The organism is Nocardiopsis exhalans (assembly GCF_024134545.1).
In the GTDB taxonomy this organism is placed as follows: Bacteria; Actinomycetota; Actinomycetes; order Streptosporangiales; family Streptosporangiaceae; genus Nocardiopsis; species Nocardiopsis exhalans.
Genome location: NZ_CP099837.1, coordinates 5,632,823 through 5,657,977 on the forward strand (window position 1 = coordinate 5,632,823; position 25,155 = coordinate 5,657,977).

The following is a 25,155-nucleotide window of genomic DNA, read 5'->3' on the forward strand; positions in this document are numbered from 1 at the left end:
GTTCACAGGATCGCCACAGCCCGTGTCACCGGCCCGAGCACCGCTCGTGGCGGCGCTACCAGCCGCGCTCGCGCCACTGGGCGAGGTCGGGGCGCTCGGCTCCGAGCGTGGTGTCCTTGCCGTGCCCGGGGTAAACCCACGTGTCGTCGGCCAGGGCACCGAAAACCCGCTCCGACACGTCGCCGAACAGGGTCTGGAAGTCCGAGTCGGACCAGGTCTTACCGACCCCGCCCGGGAAGAGGCTGTCACCGGTGAACAGGTGGGTGTGACCCTCGGGGTCGTCGTAGCGCAGGGCGATCGACCCGGGCGTGTGGCCGCGCAGGTGGATGACCGTCAGTACGCAGTCCCCGACGGGAACGGTGCCACCGTGGGTGACGGGCTCGTCCACCGACACCGGCAGTTCATCGGCGTCGTCGGGGTGGGCGACCGTGCGGGCACCGGTCTGGCCGACGATCTCGGCCAGGGCCTGCCAGTGGTCCTGGTGGCGGTGGGTGGTGACCACTCGGGTCAGCCCGTCCTCACCGATCAGCTCCAGGATTCGGTCGGGTTCGGCCGCCGCGTCGATGAGGACCGCCTCACCCGTGCTCCGGCAACGGAGGAGGTAGGCGTTGTTGTCCATCGGGCCCACGGCCAGCTTGGTGATCGTCAGATGCGGTAGTTGGCGCAGGTCGGCGGGGCCGCCGACCCTGGTATCTCCGGAGTAGCTCACCCGACCATTGTGGCCTGTCGCGAGGAGCGTACGAACCCGGGTCGGACACCCGGTGACCCGGGCGTCCGACCTCTGCGGTGCCACGGCCCGCGGAAGGGCGTGCGGCGGTTCGGCGGCTTCAGCGTGTCGGGGGCACCGAACGGCCCGGATCACCGCGGGCGCGCACCACTGAACGCGCTGCTCACTGGGACCGGGTCACTGGGACCGGGTCACTGAGGCCTGGTCACTGGGCCCAGCGCGGCGGACGCTTCTCGAAGAAGGCCGTCCGCCCCTCCGCCGCGTCCTCCCCGGCGAAGAACTCGGCGGACAGCTCACCCATGCGGGTGAACGCCTCGGTCCGCCGGTCCGGTGCGGCCTGCGCACCGCCCCCGAGGTCGCCCAGGAGCTGTTTGGTGCGGGAGAGCGCTCTGGGAGCCGAACCCCGCAGGCCCTGCAGGACCGCGTCCACCGCGTGCTCCATGTCCCGGTCGGGGACGGCCTGGGTGATGAGTCCGGCCCTGGCCGCGGCGGAGGCGTCGAAGAGCTCGCCGGTGAGGAAGTAACGGCTGAGCTGACGGGAGTGCATCCGAGCGGAGACGGGGACGGAGATGATCGCCGGAACCACTCCGATGCGCACCTCGGTGAAGGCGAAGGTGGCGCTCTTGGGTGCGAGAGCGATATCCGCGGCGGCCACCAGACCGATCCCGCCCGCGCGCGCGGCACCGTTGAGAACCGCGATCACCGGCTTGGGGCCGCCCATGATCTGTTCGAAGATCTCCGGGAGTTCCGGCGCGGGTTCGATCGGGGTGCCCTGGAGGGCGGCACCGATCTCCTTGAGGTCGGCCCCGGCGCAGAACACCGGTCCGCTGCCGGTGAGAACGACCCCGCGGACCTCGTCGTCGGCCATGGCGTCGGCGAGGGCCTTGGAGAGTTCGGAGCGCAGCCGTGCGGAGAGCGCGTTGCGATTGCGTGGTGAGTCGAGGGTGATCGTGGCGATGGCACGGTCGACACTCAACCGCACGAGGGGAGCGTCGTCCGAGGGGTTCGGGGACGTCGGGTGCTGCGTCATCGCAGGCAGACCTTTCTCCGTTTGGACGCGCGCGGACCCGGTCACGGCGCGCGGTGACGCTGGTGGCTTGTGGCCGTGCGCGTCTCGCTTGTGGCGGTATGCACAAATCCGCCTTCAACAGTAGACACGCGGTTTGTTTCGGCACCAGGCCCCACGGCGCCGGGTTGGTTAAGTCCGTGTCACGTGTGACCGCGCTTGTGTTACGTACACCACACGCTAGCGCTCTCGTTCACATCAGATCCCACCCGCCCCGCCCAACACGAACGGGGCCGGTCAGCGGCCTCTGGAATCCGGAGTGCGCCGACCGGCCCCGCCGGAGTTTCGCTCCGCGGCCCCCGCAACCCGGACCGCCCCGGATCAGCGGCGAGTGGTGGCCGCGGACAGTGCCTCGGCGAAGTGCAGCATCGCGGTGACCGCGCCGGCCCCGTCGGCCGCCTCGCTGACCCTCAGGGTGAGGGGTTCGGCGGTGATGGCACCGGTGTAGCCGTGGTCGAGCTCGCAGCTCTCGTCAGCGCAGGCGGCGGGTTCGAGGTCGATGTGCGCGACCGCGCCCCAGTTCACCGACAGGTTGACGCTGAGCACCAGCTCGCTGGGCAGGCTGCCCGGCGTGTACTGAGCGGGGTTGGGCACGACCCGGGTCAGGGCCACCGACTGGATGTTGCCCAGTTGGATGCTGTCGGTCGTGGTCGAGGCGTGTGAGGTCCCGCCCGGTTCGGTTGGTGGGTGCTCGTCGGTGTGGCACACGACGAGCCGGGTGGCGGTCAGCAGCATGACGGTGATGTGCCGCCGCATCTCCATGGCCGGGTCGAAGGTCGCCTCGTGGTGCACGATGAACGCCTCGGCGCTCTCCTCGCCCAGGGTGGTAGCGACGGCATCGATGACCAGGGCGGGGTAGTACCCGCTCCGCTCGATCTCCAGGCGCCAGTCCGTGGGCACGGCACGTGTTTTCCTCATACCCCTATCCTGCCCCCTTCTGGTGACAGTTCGCGACCGCCCGCCGAACCGGGACACCCACTCCCTGATCAGAACGTCACCCCGCGCAGTCGGCGCGGACCCGCGTCGGGGCGCACCTCGGGCGCCTCGCGCAGCCACATGCGGGCGCCCAGGACGTGGGCTCCGGTGGCGTTGACCAGGACGGGGTCCAGGTCCACATAGCCGATCTCGGGGAAGGCCTCCACCAGGCGGGACACCCGGATCAGCAGCTCCTCCAGGGCTTCGACGTTGGGCTGTTCGGCCAGTGACGTGGCCCCCGCGGGCAGCCCGAACAGCAGCGGGGCGGCCCGGACAGCGTGGATGAGGTCGGCTGCGTCCATGTCGGTCAGCGGCGCCAGCCGGAACGCCCGGTCGTCGAGGAGTTCGGCGGTGACGTCGGCCAGGCCGAAGGAGACCACCGACCCGAAGGACTGGTTGTCGCCCGCGCGCACCACGGTGGGCACGCCGGGGGCGGCCATTCGCTGCACGACCAGCTCCGCCTCGCCGCCGAAGCGGTCCTCCAGGGAGAGGTAGGCGCTGCGCACGTCCTCGGGTGTGCGCAGGTCGGCGCGGACGAACGTGCCGCCCGCGCGGACCCGCAGGTCGGGGGCGTCGGCCTTGACCACGGCGGGGTAGCCGAGTTCCCCGGCGGCGACCACGGCCTCCTCCGCGGAGTCGACCTTGATGTCGGGGTAGGCGGCGATGCCGTAGCAGGCCAGGAGGTCACGGGCGTCCTCGGGTGAGATCGCCGTCTCCTCGTCGTAGCGGCGCTCACCGCCGAACCAGGCGACGTCCTCCATGGCCGGGGTGGCCTTCTTCAGCGCGCGGCCGATGGTGGCGCGGGCCCGGGCGCGGTCGATGTCGGGCAGCTCCGGGTGGCGGCCGGGCTTGCGGTTGCGCCACTGGGCGTACCGGGTGGCGTGGACGACGGCGCGCACCGCGTCCTCGGGCGAGGGGTAGGAGGGCACCGAGCCGAACAGGGTCTGACCCCGGTCCCCGATGTGCCGCAGCTCCTCGGGGATGCCCTGGCGGGCCAGGTAGGTGGTGACGATGGGTTTGTCCGACTCCAGCGAGCGGGAGCGCAGGACGCGGGCCACGTCGTCGCCGATCGGGTGCAGGGCCGGAACGAAGACCACCACGATCGAGTGCACGTCCTCGGCGGCCAGGGCGGCCTGGATCGCGGTGTCGAAGTCCTCGGCGGTGGCCTGCGGGCCCAGGTTGACCGGGTCGTGCGGCTTGAGTCCCTGGCGGATCGCGGCGTCCTTGACCAGCAGTTCCAGGGAGTCGGAGTTGCCGATGATGCCCACGCGCGGCCCTGCGGGCAGCGGTTGGTAGGCGAACACCTGGGCGGCGTCGAACATCTGGGTGATGTCGTCCACGCGTACCACACCGGCCTGCTGGAACAGGGAGGTGACCGCGTAGTCGGGCAGGGCCAGGCCCCCGGCGGCGTGCCCGGTGGGGGTGGCCTGCGCCGAACCGCCGCTGCGCACCGCCACGACGGGCTTCTGCTTGGCCAGGCGCCGTGCCAGCCGGGTGAACTTGCGCGGGTTGCCCAGGGACTCCAGGTACTGGAGCACGACGTGGGTGGCGGGGTCCTCCTGCCAGTACTGCATGAGGTCGTTGCCGGACACGTCGGCGCGGTTGCCCGCGGACACGAAGGTGGACAGGCCCATGCCGCGCTCGGCCACCCGCTGGAGGATGGCGCGGCCCAAGGCGCCGGACTGGGAGAAGAACCCGATGGGGCCCTGGGGCGGCAGGTCCGGGGACAGGGTGGCGTTGAGCGAGACCGAGGGGTCGCTGTTGGCGATGCCCAGGCAGTTGGGGCCTACCACGCGCATTCCGGCGGCGCGGGCGGTGCGCACCAGTTCGTCCTGGCGGGCGCGGCCCTGGGGTCCGACCTCGCCGAACCCGGAGCTGACCACGATCAGCCCGTGCACACCCTTGTCCGCGCACTGCTCGACCACGTCGACGACGGTGTCGGCACGTACCGCGACCACGGCCAGGTCGACCTGGTCCGGGATGTCCAGGACGGAGGGGTAGGCGCGCACGCCCACCACGGCCTTGGCTTCGGGGTGGACGGGGTAGACCGGCCCCTGGAACTCCCCGCCGAGCAGGTTGCGCAGGGCGGTCTGGCCGATGGTGTGCGCCGTTCGACTCGCGCCGATGACCGCGACGGACTCGGGGAAGAGCAGGCGGGCGATGGAGCGCGACTCGGCGCGCTGTTCGCGGGCCCGCATGACCTCCTTGGAGTCGTCCGTGGGCTGCAGGTCCAGGGTGAGCCGGATGACGCCCTCGTCGAAGGTCTGTTGGGCGGTGTACCCGGCCTCGCGGAAGACGTTGATCATGCGCCGGTTCTCGGGCAGCACGTCGGCGATGAAGCGGCGTACCCCGCGTTCGCGGGCGGCGGCCCCGATGTGTTCCAGCAGCACCGAGGCCAGGCCCCGCCCCTGGTGTCCGTCCTCCACGACGAAGGCCACCTCGGCCTCTTCGGGAGCGACCTTGTCGTAACGCACCACGGAGACGAGGGTGCCGGAGATGGTGGCCACCAGAGCCACCCGGTCCTCGTAGTCGACCGTGGTGAAACGTTTCACGTCACGGTCGGAGAGCTTGGGGTAGGGCGCGAAGAACCGGTAGTAGATCGTCTCCGGCGAGAGCCGGGAGTGGAACTCGCGTAGCAGGTCGGCGTCGTCAGGGGTGATGGGGCGCAGGTGCGCGGTGCCTCCGTCGGTCAGAACGACGTCGGCTTCCCAGTGGTTCGGGTAGGACTGCACGACTGCGAGACTAGACGACAATCGGCCGAATCCGGGGAAAGTCCATGCGGGCTCCCCGAAATCGCCTCCCCTGGACTCGCCTCGCACAGGACTTCGGACCGGTCTCGTTCGGGCTCCGCGTACCCTGGTGCGGTGGGTCCGAAGACCCTCGACAGCCCCTGTGTGGCCGCGTGTCCGGGGCGCTGTCAGTTCGTTACCCGCCACTGATCGTTAAGCTGTTAACGTCATGCGGGCACAGAATCTCAAACCCTCGGTGGTGGCTGGCGAAATGACTCGAGTGGTCGTGATCGGTGACCTGATGACCGATGCCGTCGCGCGCGCGTTCCACCCGTTGGCCCGCGGCAGCGACACCCCTGCGTCGGTGATCATGTACGGCGGCGGTTCCGGCGCGAACATAGCCTCGTGGCTCGCGGTCGAGGGCACCGACACCACGTTCGTCGGCCGTCGCGGCTCCGACATCACCGGACGCACGCGTGAAATGGAACTGATGGGCTACGGCCTGGACTCGCGCATGGTGATGGACCCCGAGCGCCCGACCGGAACCTGCGTCGTCATGATCACTCACCGGGGCGACCGGACGATGCTGAGCGACCCGGGCGCGAACGCGCGGCTACAGCCCGAGGACCTGCCCCGAGACGTGTTCGCCCCCGACGCGCACCTGCACGTGTCCGGCTACACGCTGATCAACTCCGATTCTCGCCGCGCGGCCCGGGTGGCCCTGCGCATGGCGCGCGAGAGCGGCATGTCCATCTCGGTGGACGGCGGCTCGCACGCACCGCTGGAACGCGCCGGCGCGGAGAACTTCCTGGACTGGACGCAGGGCGCCCGGCTGTTGTTCGTCAACGTCGACCAGGCCCGGGTGCTCACCGGGCGCGACGAGCCCGAGGCTGCCGCCAAGGTGCTGACCGCCTGGTTCCCCAACGTCGTGATCAAGCTCGGCGAGCAGGGCGGTCTGTGGGCCTCCAAGACGCGCGAGGACTGCGTGACCGCGCCGGCCGAGCCGGTGGAGCCCTCCCCGGGCTCCGTGGGCGCCGGTGACGCGTTCATCGCCGGTTTCCTGCCCGCGTGGCTGACCGGACGCCACCCGAAGGAGGCGCTGGGCCGGGCCAGCAGGCTGGCCGCCCGCGCACTGCACCAGCCGGGCGCCCGCCCGGACCTGGGCGAGGGCCAACCGGTGCGTAGAGGCGCACCCCGCGGTCAGCGCATCCGTTAGAACATCCGGCTCCGGGCCCCGTCACCACGTCGGTTTCCAGCGATCCCCGCAACACCCTGGATTTCAGGGAGTCGCGGGGATCGTGGTTACTGAGAAGTTGAAGGCTCGGTTTTTCGAGGCGCCCGACGGAGAGTCGGGCAGCAGACGAGGAGTCCCAGCCGGGCAGCACTGACGACCGCCCGGCCGTCGCAGGTCAGCCGCCGGTGGTGGCCAGGGTGAGGGGTAGGACCTGCGGGGCGCCCGCTCTGCGGAGCAGGGCGGCGCCGACGGTCAGGCTCCATCCGGTGTCGGCGAGGTCGTCCACCAGCAGGACCGGGCCCGGCCGCTGTCCCTGGAGCTCGGCCAGCCGGGCCTCCAGGTCCGCACCGGCCACCAGTTCCGAGTACACCTGGCCCAGGCGCATGGCACTGTTGTGGCGGCGCGGGCCCGGTCCGTTCCCGCTCCGGTAGGAAAGCGAGCCGAGCGGGGTCAGGCGGCCGAGTTCGGCGATGCGCGCGGCGAGGTCGCCGACCAGGGTCGGCCGGGTGAGAGAGGGCATCGCGACCACGCCGACCGGGCGGTTCTCCCATCCCCAGGCGGCCAGCACGCGCACCACGCCCTGAAGGAGCCGCTCGTCCACGGGGGCGTCCGGTGCGTCCTCGGCGAGGACGCGGCGAAGTTCGGTGCCCCAGCCGACGTCGGTGAGGCGGGCCAGGGCACGCCCCTCCCCCGCACGCAGGTTCTCCGGGATCTTGCCGGACAGGTTCACCCCGAGGGTGTTCATGCCGGTGGGCCACTGGCGGCGCGGGGTGATGGGGGTGCCGGGCCGGTCCAGGTGGTCGGCGGCGGCCTTGCGGCGCCCGGAGTCGACGTCGGTGGACCAGTAGCGGCCGGTGCACACGTCACAGCGCCCGCAGGCCACCGCCTCGGGGTCGTCCAGCTGCTGGCGGAGGAACTCCATCCGGCAGGTGTCGGCGGCGATGTAGTCGAGCATGGCCCGCTGTTCGCGCTCGCGGGCGGCGCTGACGGCGGCGTAGCGTTCGGCATCGTAGGTCCAGGGTCGGCCGGTGGCGGTCCAGCCGCCGCGCACCCGGCACACCGCCCCGTCCACGTCCAGCACCTTGAGCATCTGTTCCAGGCGGGTGCGGCGCAGGTCCACCCGGGTCTCCAGGTTGGCGGTGGACAGGGGTTTGTCGGCCTCGGCCAGGACTTGGAGGGTCTGGCGGACGGTGTCCTCCGGCGGGAAGGACAGCCCTGCGAAGTACTCCCAGATCTGCACGTCCTCCCGGCCGGGCAGGAGCACCACTTCTGCCCGCTCCACACCGCGGCCCGCGCGGCCGACCTGCTGGTAGTAGGAGATCGGGGACTGCGGGGCGCCCAGGTGGATGACGAAGCCCAGGTCCGGTTTGTCGAAGCCCATGCCCAGGGCGCTGGTGGCCACGAGTGCCTTGACCCGGTTGCCGAGCAGGGCGTCCTCGGCCAGTCTGCGCTCGTCGGGGTCGGTCTGCCCGGTGTAGGGCAGCACCTCCAGGCCCTGTTCACCGAGGAAGCGGGCGGTCTCCAGGGCCGCGCTGACGGTGAGCGTGTACACGATGCCCGAACCCGGGATCTCGGGCAGGTGTTCGGCCAGCCAGCTGAGCCGGGCGGTGGGGTCGGGCAGTTCGGCCACGCCCAGGCTGAGGCTCTCGCGTTCCAGGCTGCCGCGCAGGACCAGGGTGTCGGCGCGGTCGGCCCCGGCCTGAAGCTGTTCGGCGACGTCGTGGGTGACGCGTTCGTTGGCGGTGGCGGTGGTGGCCAGGACCGGGACCCCGTCGGGCAGGTCGTGCAGCAGGGAGCGGATGCGGCGGTAGTCCGGGCGGAAGTCGTGGCCCCAGTCGGAGACGCAGTGGGCCTCGTCGATGACGACCAGGCCCGCCCCGGCGGCGAGTTCGGGCAGGACTCGGTCGCGGAACTCGGGGTTGTTGAGCCGCTCGGGGCTGACCAGGAGTACGTCCACCAGGCCCTGGGAGACCTCGGCGTAGGTGGATTCCCAGGCGGTGGTGTTGGAGCTGTTGATGGTGCGGGCGCGGATGCCCGCGCGCTCGGCGGCGGCGATCTGGTTGCGCATCAGCGCCAGCAGCGGGGAGACGATGACGGTGGGGCCCGCGCCCTCGGCGCGGCGCAGGGCGGTGGCCACGAAGTAGACCGCCGACTTGCCCCAGCCGGTGCGCTGCACGACCAAGGCCCGCCGCCGGTCCGCGACCAGGGCGTGGATGGCGGTCCACTGGTCCTCGCGCAGGCGCGCGGACTCCCCGGCGAGGGCGCGCAGGTGCTCCTCGGCGCGTTCGCGCAAGTGATCCCGGGTGCCTTCGCGCGCAGGTCCGCCGGGCCGGACAGCCGGGGTTTCGGCCGTCGGATCGGCTGCGGGTCCGTTGGCGGAGTCCGGTGAGCCGGTGGGGTTCGCGGGACCTGCGGAGGCTGTGGCACCGGTGGCGGGGTTCGCGGGATCGGGAGCGGGGGCCTCGGGGCCGGTGGCGGCTGCTGTGGCCGGGGCGGGGACGTCGGGCGGGATGGGTGTGGCCATGAAACCTTGGTACCAGAGGTGACGGGCGTCGGTGCGGTTATCCACAGGCCCTCCCTGCCTGCGGTACAGGAGCGGCGGAGCGTCCTGCGGGCACCCACAGCCCCCGGTGGAACACGAATACGGTTCGGCACCCGGTCCCACTTTCCCCCACAAGGCCACCCCAGTAACAGAATGGAAACTTTCCAGATATGTGCCATTGCGCTCTCGCGAAGTCGCCTGAACACTCAGCGTCAAGGCCCACATTCTATGGGAGCGCTCCCGAATGTGAGTAGTTCACCTGAAGGCTCATGAAAGGCAAGCGATGGCACAACCACGAGGCCGCCCCTCCCCCGATCCGGCCCCCCACGGGTCCCCACAAGCAGACCCCGGGCACGCGCGCCCCCGGACCCGCGCCGCCCTGGGCCTGCTCGCCACCGCCTCCGCCCTGGTGGTCGGCGGTGCGACCCTGGCGGTCACCGGTACCGGCACGGGCGCCGCCCCGGCCTCCGCCGACAGCTCCGCCGAGGTGCCGGTCGGCTCGGGCAGCTACACCACCACCCGCCCCGCAGGCACCTCCGGCCCTTCCGACCTCAACGGCGCCCCGGTCTCCCCGAAGGTGACCGACGACCACACCGGCCCGGCTCCCACCAACGAGTGGTGGTCCTCGCTGATCTTCCAGCGCTACCCCGACAACCCGCACGGCGAGAACCTCTTCGCCCACCCCCTGAGCTTCAACCCCCACTCGGGCGGGCTCGACATGGGCTACCCCGACTCCCACCGGCTCGTGGGCGACGACCTCAAGTACGAGTACACCGCCGTCACCGACCTCACCCTCGGCGCCGCCGGACTGGACTCCCCCGACACCCGCACCGCCGACAGCGGCGACTGGACGGTCACCGCGCACTGGGAGGGCGGCGGGGCCCAGCTGCGCGTCACCATCGGCCAGGGGCTTGCCTTCGCCTACGCCGAGACCGCAGGTGCCGCCGCCGAGGTGACCTTCCAGAGCTCCCCCGACATCTGGCACGAGGACGGCTCCACCATCGGCGCCACCGTCAACGGCCGCCACTACGCCCTCTTCTCGCCCTCGGGCTCCCCCTGGACCGTCTCCGGTGACACGCTCACCGCCGACACCGGGGACGACGGGTACTACTCGGCGGCCGTCCTGCCCTCGCCCGAGGACCTGGACGCCTTCGCCCCCTACGCCCACTCCCACGTCACCGGCTCCCTCGTGGAGTACGACTACGACGAGTCCGCGGCCACCCTCACCAGCACCTACCAGCTCCAGACCGAGGCCAGGGAGGGCGAGGAGACCGGCACCCTCACCGCGCTCTACCCCCACCAGTGGGCACATGTCAGCGGCGATCTCACCGACCTCGCCTACGTCTCGCCGCGCGGTGAGATGCGGGTGTCCGAGGGCACCTCCTTCACCACCGAGCTCACCACCCAGGGCATCATGCCCAGCCTGCCCACCGTCGACAGCGCCGACCACGACCGGATGGCCGCCCTGATCGACGAGGTCCTCGCCGGGGAGGAGCTCTTCCCCGAGCCCGGTGACACCTACTGGGACGGCAAAGCCATGGGCCGTCTGGCCCAGCTGATCCCCGTCGCCGACTCCATCGGCCACACCGAGGCCCGCGACGAACTGCTGTCGCTGGTCCAGGGACGCCTGGAGGACTGGCTGACCGCGGGCGGGACCCGCCAGTTCCACTACGACGCCGAGTGGGGCACCATGCTCGGCTACCCCGACAGCTTCGGGGCCGCCACCGAGCTCAACGACCACGACTTCCACTACGGCTACTTCGTCTCGGCCGCCGCCGTTGTCGCCCGCTACGATCGCGACTGGGCCGACGAGGACGCCTGGGGCGGCATGATCCGCCTGCTCATCCAGGACGTGGCCGGAACCGACCCCGACGGCGACATGTTCCCGCGCCTGCGCTCCTTCTCCCCCTACGCCGGGCACGGCTGGGCCTCCGGGCACGCCGGGTTCGCCGCGGGCAACAACCAGGAGTCCTCCTCCGAGGGCATGCACTTCGCCGCCGCCACCGCCCACTTCGGCGCGCTGACCGGCGACGAGGAACTGCGCGACCTCGGCGTGTACCTGCACACCACCCAGGCCTCCACCATCGCCCGCTACTGGCAGAACGCGGGCGGCGACACCTTCCCCGAGGACTACCCAGAGGACGTCGTCGGCATGGTCTGGGGCGACGGCGGCGACTACCGCATCTGGTGGGACGGCGGCCACGAGGAGCACTACGGCATCAACTACCTGCCCATCACCGCGGGCTCGCTGTACCTGGGGCACGACCCCGAGCACGCCGGGGCGATGCACGAGTCCCTCGTGGCCAAGCTCGGCGGGGAGCCCGAGATCTGGCGGGACATCCACTGGGCGCACCGCGCGCTCTCCGACGGCGAGGACGCCCTGCGGATGTTCGAGGAGCAGTGGGACACCTACGAACCCGAGGCGGGCGGCTCCAAGCCGCACACCTACCAGTGGGTCTCCACCCTCGCCGAGGTCGGCACCGTGGACGTGTCCGTGACCGCGGACACCGCCCACTACGCGGTGTTCGACAACGGCACCGAACGCGCCTACACGGCCTTCAACCCGGGTTCGTCACCGCTCACGGTCACCTTCTCCGACGGCACAACGCTCCAGGTCGAGCCGGGATCCCTGGGCTCCACCGTGGGAGAGGGCGGCGGAGGCGACCCCGGCAACGGGGACGACCCGGACCCCGGACCCGGACCGGGTGAGGGCAACGTGGGCGAGGGCGCCCTCCACCTGACGGGCACGGCGCTCTCCACCAGCCCGAGCGGCACCGAGAGCACGATCACGGTGCCGGACGCGAACGGGCAGAACCACGACGGCACCCCGCCTTCGAACAGCGTGGTGCTCGAAGTCGAGGACCTCACCGGGTCCTTCACCGGCGGCTCCACGTCCTTCGCCCTGCCGGTGGACTCCGGAAACGGGATCGGCAACGCCGTTCAGGTGCGGGTCTCCTTCGACTTCGACGGTGACGGCTCACACGACCGGGAGGAGATCTACCACTACTTCGTCACCGACGACCTGCCCGGCTGGGAGAACTACACCCAGGCTCAGGGCGTGAGTTCCAGCGACGGACCATTCGCGGACCTGGACGGCGGATCCGTGCGCGTGGAGATCTGGAGCGCCCTGGGCGGCCAGGCCTCACAGGTCCGCGTCGGCGGCCACGAGGGCGCCACACTGGGCATTCCCTTCACCGACTGACCGTCCGCGCGTCCGCGCGCCCCCGCTTCCTCCCCTTGGGCGGGGCCGCCTCCGAGCGGCCCCGCCACCGCTCGGAGGCGTTCCTCCCCGTCTGGCCACGGGGAGGAAAACCCTCCCCGCAGACCGTGCGAAACCCCCCAGTCGCACGACTCACACACGCCCAACCACGCGCCCCCGTACGTTTCAGTCTCTGGCACAGGCCAGAATTACGGACATGGCCCGTACTACTTCCCGTCCCCCCGAGGATCTCGCCGAGAAGATCATCGACATCGACGTCTCCGAGGAGATGCGCGGCAGCTTCCTGGAGTACGCGTACTCGGTGATCTACCAACGCGCGCTGCCCGACGCGCGTGACGGTATGAAACCGGTCCAACGGCGCATCCTCTACCAGATGAACGAGATGGGCCTGCGGCCCGACCGCGGGCACGTCAAGTGCGCCCGTGTCGTCGGGGAGGTGATGGGTCGGCTCCACCCCCACGGCGACTCCGCCATCTACGACGCCCTGGTGCGGCTGAGCCAGTCCTTCGCCATGCGCGTGCCCCTGGTCGACGGCCACGGCAACTTCGGTTCGCTGGGCGGCGACGACGCGCCCGCGGCCATGCGCTACACCGAGGCCCGTCTGGACAGCGCCGCCGAGCTGCTCGTGTCCTCCATCGAAGAGGACGTCGTCGATTTCAAGCCCAACTACGACGGCCAGGAGACCGAACCCGAGGTCCTTCCCGCGGCCTTCCCCAACCTCCTGGTCAACGGCGCCTCCGGCATCGCCGTGGGCATGGCCACCAACATGGCCCCGCACAACCTGGGCGAGGTCATCGCGGCCGCCCGCCACCTGATCGCCAACCCCGAGGCCACCCTGGAGGAGCTCACCGAGTTCGTCCCCGGCCCCGACCTGCCCACCGGCGGCAGCATCGTCGGCCTCGACGGCATCCGCGACGCCTACCGCAAGGGCCGCGGCACCTTCAAGACCCGCGCCACCGTCGCCATCGAGAAGGTCTCCGCGCGCCGCACCGGCCTGGTCATCACCGAGCTGCCCTACAGCGTCGGCCCCGAGAAGGTCATCAGCCGCATCAAGGAGCTGGTGCAGTCCAAGAAGCTCCAGGGCATCTCGGACCTGAAGGACCTGACCGACCGCAACCAGGGCCTGCGCCTGGTCATCGAGCTCAAGAACGGCTTCAACCCCGAGGCGGTCCTGGAGGAGCTCTACCGGCTCACGCCGATGGAGGAGACCTTCGGCATCAACAACGTGGCCCTGGTCGACGGCCAACCGCAGACCCTGGGCCTGCGCGAACTGCTCGAGGTCTACGTCAACCACCGCCTCGAGGTGGTCCGCCGCCGCAGCGAGCACCGCCGCAAGAAGCGCCAGGAGCGCCTGCACCTGGTCGCCGGGCTGCTCGTCGCTCTGCTCGACATCGACCGCGTCATCGCGCTCATCCGCGAGGCCGACGACACCGCCATGGCCCGTGAGTCCCTCATGGGCGCCTACGAGCTGTCCGAGATCCAGGCGCGCTACATCCTCGACACCCCGCTGCGCCGGCTGACCCGCTTCGACCGGCTGGAGCTGGAGACCGAGCGGGACAAGCTCAACCAGGAGATCGAGGAGCTCACCTCCATCCTGGAGTCGGACAAGAAGCTGCGCCGGGTGGTCTCCAAGGAGCTCAACGACGTCTCCAAGAAGTTCGCCACCCCGCGCCGCACCCAGCTGCGCGAGGCCGACGGCGCGGCCCGCGCCGCGGTGATCCCGCTGGAGATGGCCGACCAGCCCTGCCACGTGCTGCTGGGCGTGGACGGCCGCATCGCCCGGACCAAGGGCGCGACCCCGCCGCGCGTGTACGCGGGCCTGCGCGCCCCGCACGACGCGATCGAGGTTTCGATCCCGACCACCTCCCGCTCGGACATCGGGTTCGTCACCGACCTGGGCCGGATGATCCGCGTCCCGGTGGTGGAGCTGCCCGAACTCCCCGAGGACGGCGAGGGCGAGCCGGAACGCCCGCCCCTGGCCTCGGGGTTGGACGTGGGTGAGTTCGTCCAGCTCGACGAGGGTGAGCGCGTGGTGTCGGTGGTGTCCATGAACGCCACGGGCCCCGGATTCGCCGTGGGCACCGTGGGCGGTGTGGTCAAGCGCGTCGCACCGGACTTCCCGCCCAACAAGGACGACTTCGAGATCATCACGCTCAAGGACGAGGACCGGGTGATCGGCGTCACCCAGCTGTCCACCGGCGAGGAGGACCTGGTATTCGTCACCTCCGAGGCGCAGCTGCTGCGCTTCTCGGCCGCCACCACCCGCCCGCAGGGCCGCCAGGCGGGCGGTGTAGCCGGGGTGCGCCTGTCCGACGAGGCCCGCGTGCTGTGGTTCGGCGCGGTCTCCAGCCCCGAGGACTCGATCGTGGTGACCGTCTCGGGCAGCAGCAGCGCCCTGGAGGGCACGCAGTCCGGATCGGCCAAGGTCACCCCGTTCGCCGCCTACCCGTCAAAGGGCCGGGCCACCGGCGGTGTACGCTGCCACCGCTACCTGAAGGGCGAGGACACCCTGCTGTTCGCGTGGGTGGGACGCGCCCCGGCCCGCGCTTCGCGGGCCGACGGCAAGCAGGTCCGGCTGCCGGACCTGACCGAGCGCAGGGACGGCTCGGGGGAGGCTCTGACGAGTCCCATCGCCACGGTCGGTAGCGGCCAGACCGACTCCGGGATCACCGCTCCCGGGCCGGGCGCCTGAGTTTCGCGCAACGTGCCGTGCACACGGGTGTGCTTACCTGTGTGCACGGCATCGCCGCGCACCCGAGACAGACATAGGGAGTTACACGAAGTGAGCGCTAGCACCGACGCCACCCCTCCCCCAGGGCCTTTCGACGACGTCTTCGGCGCCAACGCCGCGTACATCGAGGAGTTCTCACTCGGCGGTCTCAAGCCGCTGGCGGCACGCGGCCTCGCCCTGGTGACCTGTATGGACTCCAGGATCGAACCGCTGGACATGCTCGGCCTGAAGCCGGGTGACGCGAAGATCCTGCGGAACGCGGGCGCCCGGGTCACCGACGACACCCTGCGCACCCTGGTCCTGGCCGTGTACCTGCTGGGGGTCGAACGCGTGCTGGTCCTGCCGCACACCCGCTGCAAGATGGCTTCGGTGGAGAACGACGACGTCGTGCACGACCTCATCATGAGCGAGTACGGGGTGGACACCCGCAGCCTGGAGTTCCACACCGACAACGACCAGTTGGGCGCGCTCAAGCACGACCTGGAGCGCATCAGGCACCACCCTCTGCTGCCCAAGGGCCTGCCGGTGGCCGGTGCGATCTACGACGTGGACAGCGGGAAGGTCACCCCGGCCGGCCTCTGATCCGGGCTCCGCTCCGTCGGTGAAGGTGTCGTGGCGGTCCGGCGCGGGGATCACTCCTGTGGGTGGTCGAACCGCCCGCCCCCCCCGGGCCCCACACCCGCCTCGTCCATCCCCCGGGAATGCGATCACCCCCGTGACCGTTGGGACCCGGGACGGTGTGACACCGTCGAGAGGAGCACCGTGGAAGAGAGCACCTACGACACCTTCAACCAGGCCCGTATGTTCCTGGAGCTGGGCGACCCCATCTACGCCGCCCGCACACTGGAACCCGTCGTGGAGAACGAACCGGGCAGCCGTTCCCTGTTGGAACTGCTGGGGCGCGCCTATTTCCAGTCCGCTCAGCTCAACAAGGCAGAGTCGACCTTCCGCAAACTCATCGAGCTCGACCCGGTGGACAACTGGGCGCATATCGCTCTGGCCCGCACACTGGAGCGGCAGAGCCGCCACGAGGAGGCGGCCACCTACCGCCGCATGTACTCGGTGATGACCGGCGGTTCCCTGGACTGACCACCCCCGCCGCGAGGCCGGGTCCCCGCGACCCGGCCCTTCGTGTGCGCGGAGCGGTCCGCTCCGGCGGGATCGTCGGGATCGGCCCGGTCGAGTGCCGGATAACCTGCAAGGCATGGCTCCCACCGCAGACAGTCCAGACCCGGGGGTCCCCTGGGTCGACCGATGTTCCGACAGCGTCCGGTCCTGGGCCGACGAGGCCGTCCGGAAGGTGATCGCGGACGACACCCGTTCGGCCGACACCCACCTGCACGTGTTCCCGCTGCCCCCGGAATGGGGCATCGACCTGTACCTCAAGGACGAGTCGGTGCACCCCACCGGCAGTCTGAAGCACCGGCTGGCGCGGTCACTGTTCCTGTACGGGCTGGCCAACGGGTGGATCACCGAGGGGACCACGATCGTGGAGGCCAGTTCGGGTTCCACGGCGGTCTCGGAGGCCTATTTCGCCCAGTTGATCGGGCTGGACTTCATCACGGTGGTGCCGCGCAAGACCAGCCCGGAGAAGATCGCGCTGATCGAGCGCTACGGCGGCCGCTGCCACTTCGTGGACAACCCCCCGGACATGTACACCGAGGCCGAGCGCCTGGCCGCCGAGACCGGCGGTCACTACATGGACCAGTTCACCTACGCCGAGCGGGCCACGGACTGGCGGGGCAACAACAACATCGCCGAGTCGATCTTCGAGCAGCTCGCCATGGAGCGCCACCCCTGCCCGGACTGGGTCGTGGTGGGCGCGGGCACGGGCGGCACCTCGGCGACCATCGGGCGCTACCTGCGTTACCGGCGCCTGCACACACGCCTGGCCGTGGTGGACCCGGAGAACTCGGCGTTCTTCCCCGGCTGGGTGACCGGTGCCGCCGACTACGCCACCGGTATGCCCTCCAGGATCGAGGGCATCGGCCGCCCCCGCATGGAGCCGAGTTTCGTGCCCTCGGTGATCGACCTGATGATGCCGGTGCCGGACGCCGCGAGCATCGCCGCGATGCGTCACCTGAACGACCTCACCGGCCGGTGCGCGGGCGGTTCGACCGGCACCAACCTGTGGGGCGTGTGGCACCTGGTCGCCAGGATGCTCCGTGAGGGCCGCAGGGGCAGCGTGGTCACCCTGATCTGCGACGGCGGCGAAAGGTACCAGCACAGCTACTACAACGACGACTGGGTGTCGGAGCGGGGCCTTGACCCCACCCCCTACCGGGCCGCCATCGACCGTTTCTTCGCCGACGGGGTCTGGGAGCCGCCGAAGGCCCCCTGAGCGGGGACCGTCAGCAGACAGCGGGAAGGGCCCACGCCTGAATGGGACGCTGTTGGTTAATTCCGCGGTGGGGCCTGGGGCCTGGGGCCTGGGGCCTACAGTTTCGGCCCCCTTTTCAAAGATGATCTTGCTACCAGAAGCGAAATCAGCGCCGAACTTGCCTCTGGTAGCAAGATCACCGGGGGTGAGGGGGTTTCGGAAGCAGCGGACAGCCTCAGACGGAGGTTACGGACACCCTGGCTTCCTCAGGGGCAACACCACAGCGCTGAACCCAACCCTCGCTGCCGCTTTTCCGTCCGGGCGAATGACCGGCCGCGACACGGCCAGGCGTTGCGCGCAGGCCTGGGGAAGGCTCCGGCCGAAGGCCGAGGTAGTTGCTGTTGGGCCCTTTGGGGCCCGTTGGCCACCCCGACCACACCTGCCCCGTTTCCCGACAGCCGCCAACCGCCGTCGCAGCGAAGCGGGTCAAGGTGGAGCGCCCGCAGCGAAGCGAGGACGAACGACCTTGACGCGCGCAGCGCAGACGGCAACCATCAAGCGGCGGGAAACGGGGGAACCGCAACCCGAAACCCAGGCCCCAGACCCCAGGCCGCACACAGACCCACCCCGAATGCCCCACGCCGGATGCCCTGCCCGAGCCTGACACAGAGAAGCCTCCCCATGTCAGTCTCTCCGCTTCTCCGGGCCCCAACGCTGCGGATTCGCCAACAGCATCCTGAATGGCGTCGAGCCCTTCTCGTCAGTACCGCTCGGGTACCGCCTAGGCGTCGATGCGCTCCAGATCGAGCTCCTGAGCGCCCTCCTGGATGAACTTGCGGCGCGGGGCCACCTCGTTGCCCATCAGCAGGTTGAACACGGCCGCGGCCTCCTCGGCCTGCTCCACCCGGATCCGGCGCAGGGTGCGGTGGCGCGGGTCCATGGTGGTCTCGGCGAGCTGATCGGCGTCCATCTCACCCAGACCCTTGTACCGCTGCACCGGCTCCTTCCAGGAGATCTTGCGCTTCTCCAGGTCCAGCAGGGTGCGCTCGAGCTCGGCGTCCGAGTAGGTGTAGATGTAGCGGTCCTCGGGCTTGGCCCCGCGCTTGCGCCGAACGTTGGTCAGCTCGATGCGGTGCAGCGGCGGCACCGCCGCGTACACCCGCCCGGCCTCCAGCATCGGCCGCATGTACCGGTAGATGAGAGTGAGCAGCAGACAGCGGATGTGCGCGCCGTCGACGTCGGCGTCGGCCATGAGGATCAGGCGACCGTAGCGGGCCGCGTCGAGGTCGAAGGTCCGACCCGAACCGGCCCCGATGACCTGAAGGATCGCGGCGCACTCGGCGTTCTTGAGCATGTCCGCGACCGAGGACTTCTGCACGTTGAGGATCTTGCCGCGGATGGGCAGCAGCGCCTGGAACTCCGAGTCGCGGGCGAGCTTGGCGGTGCCCAGGGCGGAGTCACCCTCGACGATGAACAGCTCGCTGTGCTCCAGCCCCTCGCTGCGGCAGTCCACCAGCTTGGCGGGCAGGGCCGAGCTCTCCAGGGCGTTCTTGCGCCGCTGGGTCTCCCGCTGCTGCCGGGCGGCCAGACGCGCCTTGGCGGCGCCCACGACCTTCTCCATGACGGTGCGGGCCTTGGCCTTCTCCGCCTTCTTGGTGGAGGTGAGGAACTCGCGGAGCTCCTTGCCGACCACCTGGGAGACGATCCGGGAGGCCGCGGAGGTACCGAGGATCTCCTTGGTCTGACCCTCGAACTGCGGCTCGGGCAGGCGCACGGTGACGACCGCGGTCAGCCCTTCCTGGGTGTCGTCCTTGGTGACCGGGTCGTCGCTGTTCTTGAGCAGCTTGGTGGCGCGCAGCTGGTCGTTGATCACCCGGACCAGGGCCCGCTCGAAGCCGTTGATGTGGGTGCCGCCCTTGGGGGTGGCGATCACGTTGACGAAGGAGCGCACGGTGGTGTCGTAGCCGGTGCCCCAGCGCAGGGCCACGTCCACGTCCAGGCGGCGCTCGACGTCGGCGGGCACCATGTGGCCGGACTCGTCCAGTACCGGGACGGTCTCGGTGAAGTTGCCCGAGCCCTGGATGCGCAGGACGTCGCTGACCGGGTCGTCCGGGGCGAGGAAGGTGCAGAACTCGCTGACCCCGCCGTCGAAGCGGAAGTCCTCGGTGTAGGCGGGCTCGCCCTCGGCGCGCTCGTCGCGCACCGCGATGGTCAGCCCGGGCACGAGGAAGGCGGTCTGGCGGGCCCGGTCGAGGAGGTTCTGCCGGGTGATCTCGGCGTCCTTGAGGAAGATCTGCATGTCCGGCCAGAACCGGATGCGGGTGCCGGTGATCTTCTTGGCGACCTTGCGGGTCTGTTCCAGGCCGGAGACCGGTGTGAACTCGGCGTCGGGGCCGTCGCCGGCGAAGCGCCCGGCGATGCCGCGGCGGAAGCTGATGGCGTGGGTGTGGCCCTGTCGGTCGATCTCCACGTCCACCCGGGCGGACAGGGCGTTGACGACGGAGGCGCCGACGCCGTGCAGGCCGCCGGCGGCGGTGTAGGAGGTGGAGCCGAACTTGCCGCCCGCGTGGAGCTTGGTCATGACCAGCTCGACACCGGGCAGGCCGGACTTGGGCTCGGTGTCCACGGGGATACCGCGGCCGTCGTCCCTGACGGAGACGGAGCCGTCGCTGTGCAGGGTCACGTCGATGCGTCCGCAGAAGCCGCCCAGGGCCTCGTCGACGGAGTTGTCGATGATCTCCCACATGCAGTGTGTGAGGCCACGACTGTCGGTGGACCCGATGTACATGCCCGGCCGTTTGCGCACCGCCTCGAGGCCTTCGAGGACCGACAGGTGCCGGGCGGAGTAGTCCCCGGGATCGTGGACGGCTGCGGTCAAGGCGGTCACTCGGACATCTCCTGCGTATTGAGGGCCATCGTGGCTGTGCGGTGCGTGCCCTTTGTACCGCGCCGCACCGACGGTTGAGGGGGCCAGGCTACGGCCAGCCGGGAGCTTTGCCGTGGCACGGCCGCGTGTGGGCGGGGTCGTGTCCCCCGGATGCGGGTCGCCGGCGTCGTCGCCGGGGCCGCTGTGACGGGCTCCACAGACCGACGTGGGGGTCGGAACGGACCGACGCAAGGGTCGGACGGGCCTGCCCCGCGCGAGACTACCACCTCTGGTGGATGCGACCTGGATACTCCCGTTTTCCGGGGATAGCCGGACCTTACTTAGGGGTACAACAAGGAGTAGAAACGACGTCCATCAAGAAGGGCCCCAAAGTGTGCCATCCAGGCACGAACCGGGCGGATTCCGCTGTCGGCGTACACGGGACCCGGTTGGGAACGTCTGGGTCGGGTTAGATGTTGTCAGAGGTGACTAACGCCGAGTATTGAGGATGGCGAAGTGACTGGAACCCTTGCCCCCACTCAGCCGCTGACGGCTGCTGACCGCTGCGACCGCTGTGGCGCACAGGCGTACGTCCGGGTGCTGCTTAACTCTGGCGGCGAACTCCTGTTCTGTGCACACCACATGCGCAAGCACGACGACTCACTCCGCAAGATCGCCTCGGACATCCAGGACGAGACGGACAAGCTCATCGAGAGCAAGAAGGACGCGGAAGAGCGTTAGCCACGACGACCACGAAACGTCGACGGCGGTCCCCGGGGTATCGGGGGCCGCCGTCCTCGTTGTGCCGTCCTCATGCTGAGGGTGCGGATGCCCGGCGGGGTCAGGGCCGGTTCGGGGGTAACCCCCGAGGTCAGTTCGCCAGCACCCGGTTGTGGTAGCGCGAGACCTCCTCGAACCCCGCTCCCCGGTACAGCCGCAGGGCGGGTTCGTTATCGGCGACCACGCACAGGTAGGCGCGGCGGGCACCCTTGTCGTGCGCCCAGGCCAGCAGGTCGGCCAGGATCGCCCCGGCCACCCCTCGGCCCCGTGCGGCGCGGGCGGTGACCATCCCGCAGATCGCCACCGACTCCCCGTCCAGCACCGCGCAGCCGCGGCCGTCCCCGCTCTCGTGGACCCCGTAGGCGGCAGTGACCCCGCTCAGGATGCGCACGACGCCGTCGGCCCACTCCGGGGAGACGCCCGTCTCGGCGAAGAGCTCGGTCCAGCGCTCCGTCGGGCTGTCCGAGACCAGGGTCGTTCCCGGCCCCTGGGGGCGCTCGGTGAGCTCCTGGGCCAGCACCAGGGTGGGCTCCACCACCGCGTAGCCCTGTTCGGCCAGGCGGGCGTCCACGGCCTCCTCCCCCGGCCACACCTGCACGCAGGGACGCAGCCCGTGTCCGCGATAGAACGCGGTGACCTCCGCGACGTCGGCACCGGGGTCCTCCAGCAGGGCGCAGTTGGCCCGCTTGGTGAACCCCTCCGCGAGCCCGAACCGCCAGCCGCCCCGCGACTCACTGTGGAACGGGGGCCAGTCCCTGGTCACCCGTGCCGCCCATGCGTGCATGTTCGCTCCCTCACTGTCCCTGGTGTCGGAAGCGGCACATCCTATCCAGCCGGGCACGCCCTAACATGGGCACGCCCCCACCGCACACGCCTCATCCCACCCGAGACCGCACCCGCGACCTGGAGAGTTCATGTTCATCCTGCTCCCGCCCTCCGAGGGCAAGGCCACCTCCGGCGAGGGCCCCCGCCTGGACCCGGGGGCGCTGGTCCTGCCGGAACTGGCCCCGGCCCGGGAGCGGGTGGTAGCCGCGCTGACCGAACTCTGCTCCGGCCCCGAGGACACCGCACGCGAGGTCCTCGGGCTGTCCGCGGGCCAGGCCGACGCCGTCAAGCGCAACCTCGACCTGACCACCGCGCCCACGCTGCGCGCCGCCGACCTCTACACGGGTGTGCTCTACGACCGTCTCGGCCTGCCCGGGCTGCTGGCCGAGCACGGCGACCGCGCCCGCGAGCGGATCCTGGTCTTCTCCGGCCTGTGGGGGGTCGTGGGCGCCGCCGACCAGCTTCCGCCCTACCGCCTGTCCATGGGCGTGAAACTGCCGCCGCTGGGCGCTCTGGGCGCGTACTGGCGCAAGGCGATGACCGCCCCGCTCGGAGAGCTGACGGAGGGGAGCCTGCTGGTGGACTGCCGTTCGGCGGCCTACGCGGCGGCGTTCAAGCCCACCGGGGCCGCGGCCGAGCGCACCGTGGCGGTGCGCGTGCTCCGCGAGCGCGAGGTGGCGGGGTTGACCAAGCGCTCCGTGGTCAGCCACATGGCCAAGGCCGCCCGCGGCGACATCGCCCGGGCCCTGATCAGTGAGAACGTCCAGGCAGAGACTCCCGAGGAGCTGGTCTCGGCGCTGCGCGACCTCGGGCACACCGTGGAGCTGCCGCCCGCGGCCAGGCCGGGGACCGCGCGCACGATGGACGTCGTCATCCGCGACTGAGCTCACCCCGGTGGTCCCGCGCCCGGGCCTCAGGCCACGGCCCCGTGCCGGTTCCGGCGGCCGAACCCGTACCAAAGGGGGTTCCCTGGCGCGCGAAACGGGACCCGGGTGACTTTATGCCGCACCTACAGTGCGTGGGGCAGCATGGTTCGCATCGGATGGAGATCGGACTCCGTGCGGGGACAGTGAGTGCCTGATGTCATGCGAGGGACACGCGGGGGTCGCCACACCCGTGAGCAGGCAGGGGGCACAAACGCCAGGCGCGCCCTCCCGAATCACCTTCGGGAGGGCGCGCCTGTTCTGCTTTTCAGCCGTGTTGCTTCTCGGCTGTACTGCTTCAGCCTGGGACGTCAGTCTTCACCGGGACCGGCTGCATCGGTCGCGTGGGGCGGATCGTCGGGGGAACCGCCGCACACGTCCTAGTCCAGGTAGTCGCGGAGCACCTGGGAGCGCGACGGGTGACGGAGCTTCGACATCGTCTTGCTCTCGATCTGCCGGATGCGCTCGCGGGTGACACCGTAGACCTTGCCGATTTCGTCTAAAGTCTTCGGCTGGCCGTCGGTGAGACCGAAGCGCATGGAAACGACGCCGGCCTCGCGCTCGGACAGGGTGTCCAGCACCGAGTGCAGCTGCTCCTGGAGCAGGGTGAAGCTGACCGCCTCGCCCGGCTGGATCGCCTCGGAGTCCTCGATGAGGTCACCGAACTCGCTGTCGCCGTCCTCGCCCAGCGGGGTGTGCAGGGAGATCGGCTCGCGGCCGTACTTCTGCACCTCGACGACCTTCTCCGGGGTCATGTCGAGTTCCTTGGCCAGCTCCTCCGGGGTGGGCTCGCGGCCCAGGTCCTGGAGCATCTGGCGCTGGACGCGGGCCAGCTTGTTGATGACCTCGACCATGTGCACCGGGATACGGATGGTGCGGGCCTGGTCGGCCATGGCGCGGGTGATGGCCTGGCGGATCCACCACGTGGCGTACGTGGAGAACTTGAAGCCCTTGGTGTAGTCGAACTTCTCCACCGCGCGGATCAGGCCGAGGTTGCCCTCCTGGATCAGGTCCAGGAACAGCATGCCGCGACCGGTGTAGCGCTTGGCCAGGGACACGACCAGACGCAGGTTCGCCTCGAGCAGGTGCTTCTTGGCGCGCCCGCCGTCCTCGGAGATCCACTCGAGCTCGTCGCGGAGCTCGAAGGTGAGGACGTCGTCCTCCTCGGCCAGCTTCTCCTCGGCGAACAGGCCGGCCTCGATGCGCTTGGCGAGCTCGACCTCCTGCTCGGCGTTGAGGAGCGGGACCTTACCGATCTGCTTCAGGTAGTCCTTGACCGGGTCCGCGGTGGCGCCGGCCGCGACCACCTGCGGGGTGGGCGCGTCGTCGTCATCGTCGTACAGGACGAAGGAGTCGTCGTCCTTGCTCGGCTTGACCGGGGCGCCGACCGTCTCGGGCTTGGCGGGCTTGGTCTCCTTCTCGGAGTCCGTCGAGTCCTCGACCAGCTCCAGCTCGGCGCCGGTGTGCTCGAGGTCGTCGTCCAGGCCCTCATCGGCGAACTCACCGGAGCCCGAAGCGAGCTCCAGGTCCTTCTTCGCCGACTTCTTGGTCGCCGCCGCCTTCTTGGCCGGAGCCTTGGCGGTGGTCTTCTTGACCGCGGTCTTCTTGGGGGCGGCCGCCTTCTTCGCGGTCGCCGCCTTCTTGGCCGGGGTCTTCTTCGCGGTGGTGCCCTCGGCGGAGTCGACGACGGCGGTGACCGTCTCCGGCTGTTCCTGGGCGGCCGCCGCACGGACGGGCTTGGCGGCCCGGCTCGTGGTCGTGGTCGAGCGGGTGGTGGTCGTGCTGGACCGAGGGGCAGCCGTCTTGCGCCGCGTGGTCTTGCGCCGCGAGGAGGCCGACTCCGGAACGAGGACCGTCACGCCCTCCTTGGCGAGGCTTCGGAGCACGGACTGCGCCTGCGACATCGGAATTTCGGCCTCTTCGAAGGCACGGCGCACGTCCTCGGGCTCAAGAAAGCCCTGGGACCGCCCACGCTCGATCAGCTGCTGAATGACGGGCTCTTGCAGTGACTCGGACTGCTTCGAGCGAGTCGAACTGGCAGATGACACAAACACCTCTCGAACGGACGTGTGGCGAGAATTGATCGGACCCGGTGGTCCGGTTCGGCCGGGACCGGGCACTGCACCCTCTCCCACCTGCGGCCTGGGATCGTCCCCACTGGGCGGGGAAGCCGGATTCACCTCCGCTTCGCGGGGCGCGGCGGCTTCTTCACTGTAG

Annotated in this window: 16 protein-coding genes; 8 read left to right on the forward strand and 8 right to left on the reverse strand. The window is 70.4% G+C overall.

The window, feature by feature from the left end; genetic code table 11:
• Positions 1–55 precede the first annotated feature (55 nt).
• The 4 genes from NE857_RS24915 to NE857_RS24930 form a co-directional block, all read right to left on the reverse strand.
• Entirely contained in the window at positions 56–709 is a 654-nt protein-coding gene (locus NE857_RS24915) for an MBL fold metallo-hydrolase (RefSeq protein ID WP_254417909.1), read from the reverse strand.
• A gap of 223 nt (positions 710–932) precedes the next feature.
• A complete protein-coding gene (locus NE857_RS24920; RefSeq protein ID WP_254417910.1) occupies positions 933–1,757 on the reverse strand; it encodes an enoyl-CoA hydratase-related protein in 825 nt (274 codons plus the stop codon).
• 357 nt (positions 1,758–2,114) lie between these two features.
• On the reverse strand, positions 2,115–2,693 hold the full coding sequence (locus NE857_RS24925) for a DUF5998 family protein (RefSeq protein ID WP_017583838.1): 579 nt from the start codon (positions 2,691–2,693) through the stop codon (positions 2,115–2,117).
• Positions 2,694–2,779: 86 nt separating this feature from the next.
• Positions 2,780–5,500, reverse strand: coding sequence for a bifunctional acetate--CoA ligase family protein/GNAT family N-acetyltransferase (locus tag NE857_RS24930; RefSeq protein ID WP_254417911.1), 2,721 nt, complete (start codon positions 5,498–5,500; stop codon positions 2,780–2,782).
• Between the two features lie 277 nt (positions 5,501–5,777).
• Between NE857_RS24930 and NE857_RS24935 the strand changes: the two genes are divergently transcribed.
• A complete protein-coding gene (locus NE857_RS24935) occupies positions 5,778–6,713 on the forward strand; it encodes a carbohydrate kinase family protein (protein WP_017583840.1) in 936 nt (311 codons plus the stop codon).
• A 193-nt stretch (positions 6,714–6,906) separates the two neighbouring features.
• Here NE857_RS24935 and NE857_RS24940 read toward each other — a convergent pair whose 3' ends face one another.
• The gene (locus tag NE857_RS24940; protein WP_254417912.1) at positions 6,907–9,255 is read right to left on the reverse strand and encodes a RecQ family ATP-dependent DNA helicase; all 2,349 of its coding nucleotides are present in this window, start codon (positions 9,253–9,255) and stop codon (positions 6,907–6,909) included.
• 301 nt (positions 9,256–9,556) lie between these two features.
• On the opposite strand from NE857_RS24940, the gene NE857_RS24945 reads away from it, so the two are divergent.
• The 5 genes from NE857_RS24945 (at position 9,557) to cds1 (ending at position 17,565) form a co-directional block, all read left to right on the forward strand.
• Positions 9,557–12,475 (forward strand): glycosyl hydrolase, encoded by a 2,919-nt coding sequence (locus tag NE857_RS24945; RefSeq protein ID WP_254417913.1) that lies wholly within the window; start codon positions 9,557–9,559, stop codon positions 12,473–12,475.
• Between the two features lie 214 nt (positions 12,476–12,689).
• The gene (locus NE857_RS24950) at positions 12,690–15,185 is read left to right on the forward strand and encodes a DNA gyrase/topoisomerase IV subunit A (RefSeq protein ID WP_254417914.1); all 2,496 of its coding nucleotides are present in this window, start codon (positions 12,690–12,692) and stop codon (positions 15,183–15,185) included.
• Between the two features lie 90 nt (positions 15,186–15,275).
• The gene (locus tag NE857_RS24955) at positions 15,276–15,806 is read left to right on the forward strand and encodes a beta-class carbonic anhydrase (protein ID WP_254417915.1); all 531 of its coding nucleotides are present in this window, start codon (positions 15,276–15,278) and stop codon (positions 15,804–15,806) included.
• Positions 15,807–15,986: 180 nt separating this feature from the next.
• A complete protein-coding gene (locus NE857_RS24960) occupies positions 15,987–16,313 on the forward strand; it encodes a tetratricopeptide repeat protein (protein ID WP_017583384.1) in 327 nt (108 codons plus the stop codon).
• A 115-nt stretch (positions 16,314–16,428) separates the two neighbouring features.
• Positions 16,429–17,565, forward strand: a complete 1,137-nt coding sequence (gene cds1 / locus NE857_RS24965; protein ID WP_017583385.1) for an L-cysteine desulfhydrase Cds1 — start codon at positions 16,429–16,431, stop codon at positions 17,563–17,565.
• A gap of 760 nt (positions 17,566–18,325) precedes the next feature.
• Here cds1 and NE857_RS24970 read toward each other — a convergent pair.
• Positions 18,326–20,431, reverse strand: a complete 2,106-nt coding sequence (locus NE857_RS24970) for a DNA gyrase/topoisomerase IV subunit B (protein ID WP_254417916.1) — start codon at positions 20,429–20,431, stop codon at positions 18,326–18,328.
• Positions 20,432–20,926: 495 nt separating this feature from the next.
• On the opposite strand from NE857_RS24970, the gene NE857_RS24975 reads away from it, so the two are divergent.
• Entirely contained in the window at positions 20,927–21,151 is a 225-nt protein-coding gene (locus tag NE857_RS24975; RefSeq protein WP_026116999.1) for a DUF7455 domain-containing protein, read from the forward strand.
• Between the two features lie 130 nt (positions 21,152–21,281).
• On the opposite strand, the gene NE857_RS24980 is transcribed toward NE857_RS24975, so the two are convergent.
• Positions 21,282–21,974, reverse strand: a complete 693-nt coding sequence (locus NE857_RS24980; protein WP_254417917.1) for a GNAT family N-acetyltransferase — start codon at positions 21,972–21,974, stop codon at positions 21,282–21,284.
• Positions 21,975–22,104: 130 nt separating this feature from the next.
• On the opposite strand from NE857_RS24980, the gene yaaA reads away from it, so the two are divergent.
• On the forward strand, positions 22,105–22,899 hold the full coding sequence (gene yaaA / locus NE857_RS24985) for a peroxide stress protein YaaA (RefSeq protein ID WP_254417918.1): 795 nt from the start codon (positions 22,105–22,107) through the stop codon (positions 22,897–22,899).
• Between the two features lie 419 nt (positions 22,900–23,318).
• Here yaaA and NE857_RS24990 read toward each other — a convergent pair whose 3' ends face one another.
• Positions 23,319–24,986, reverse strand: coding sequence for an RNA polymerase sigma factor (locus NE857_RS24990; RefSeq protein WP_254417919.1), 1,668 nt, complete (start codon positions 24,984–24,986; stop codon positions 23,319–23,321).
• Positions 24,987–25,155: the final 169 nt, after the last annotated feature.

What these genes read in the sequence shown, in the direction of transcription:
- NE857_RS24980 (WP_254417917.1), bottom strand. Translation starts at nt 21,974, where the DNA reads ATGCACGCATGGGCGGCACGGGTGACCAGGGACTGGCCCCCGTTCCAC.
- NE857_RS24950 (WP_254417914.1), top strand. Translation starts at nt 12,690, where the DNA reads ATGGCCCGTACTACTTCCCGTCCCCCCGAGGATCTCGCCGAGAAGATC.
- yaaA (WP_254417918.1), top strand. Translation starts at nt 22,105, where the DNA reads ATGTTCATCCTGCTCCCGCCCTCCGAGGGCAAGGCCACCTCCGGCGAG.
- cds1 (WP_017583385.1), top strand. Translation starts at nt 16,429, where the DNA reads ATGGCTCCCACCGCAGACAGTCCAGACCCGGGGGTCCCCTGGGTCGAC.
- NE857_RS24945 (WP_254417913.1), top strand. Translation starts at nt 9,557, where the DNA reads ATGGCACAACCACGAGGCCGCCCCTCCCCCGATCCGGCCCCCCACGGG.
- NE857_RS24940 (WP_254417912.1), bottom strand. Translation starts at nt 9,255, where the DNA reads ATGGCCACACCCATCCCGCCCGACGTCCCCGCCCCGGCCACAGCAGCC.
- NE857_RS24920 (WP_254417910.1), bottom strand. Translation starts at nt 1,757, where the DNA reads ATGACGCAGCACCCGACGTCCCCGAACCCCTCGGACGACGCTCCCCTC.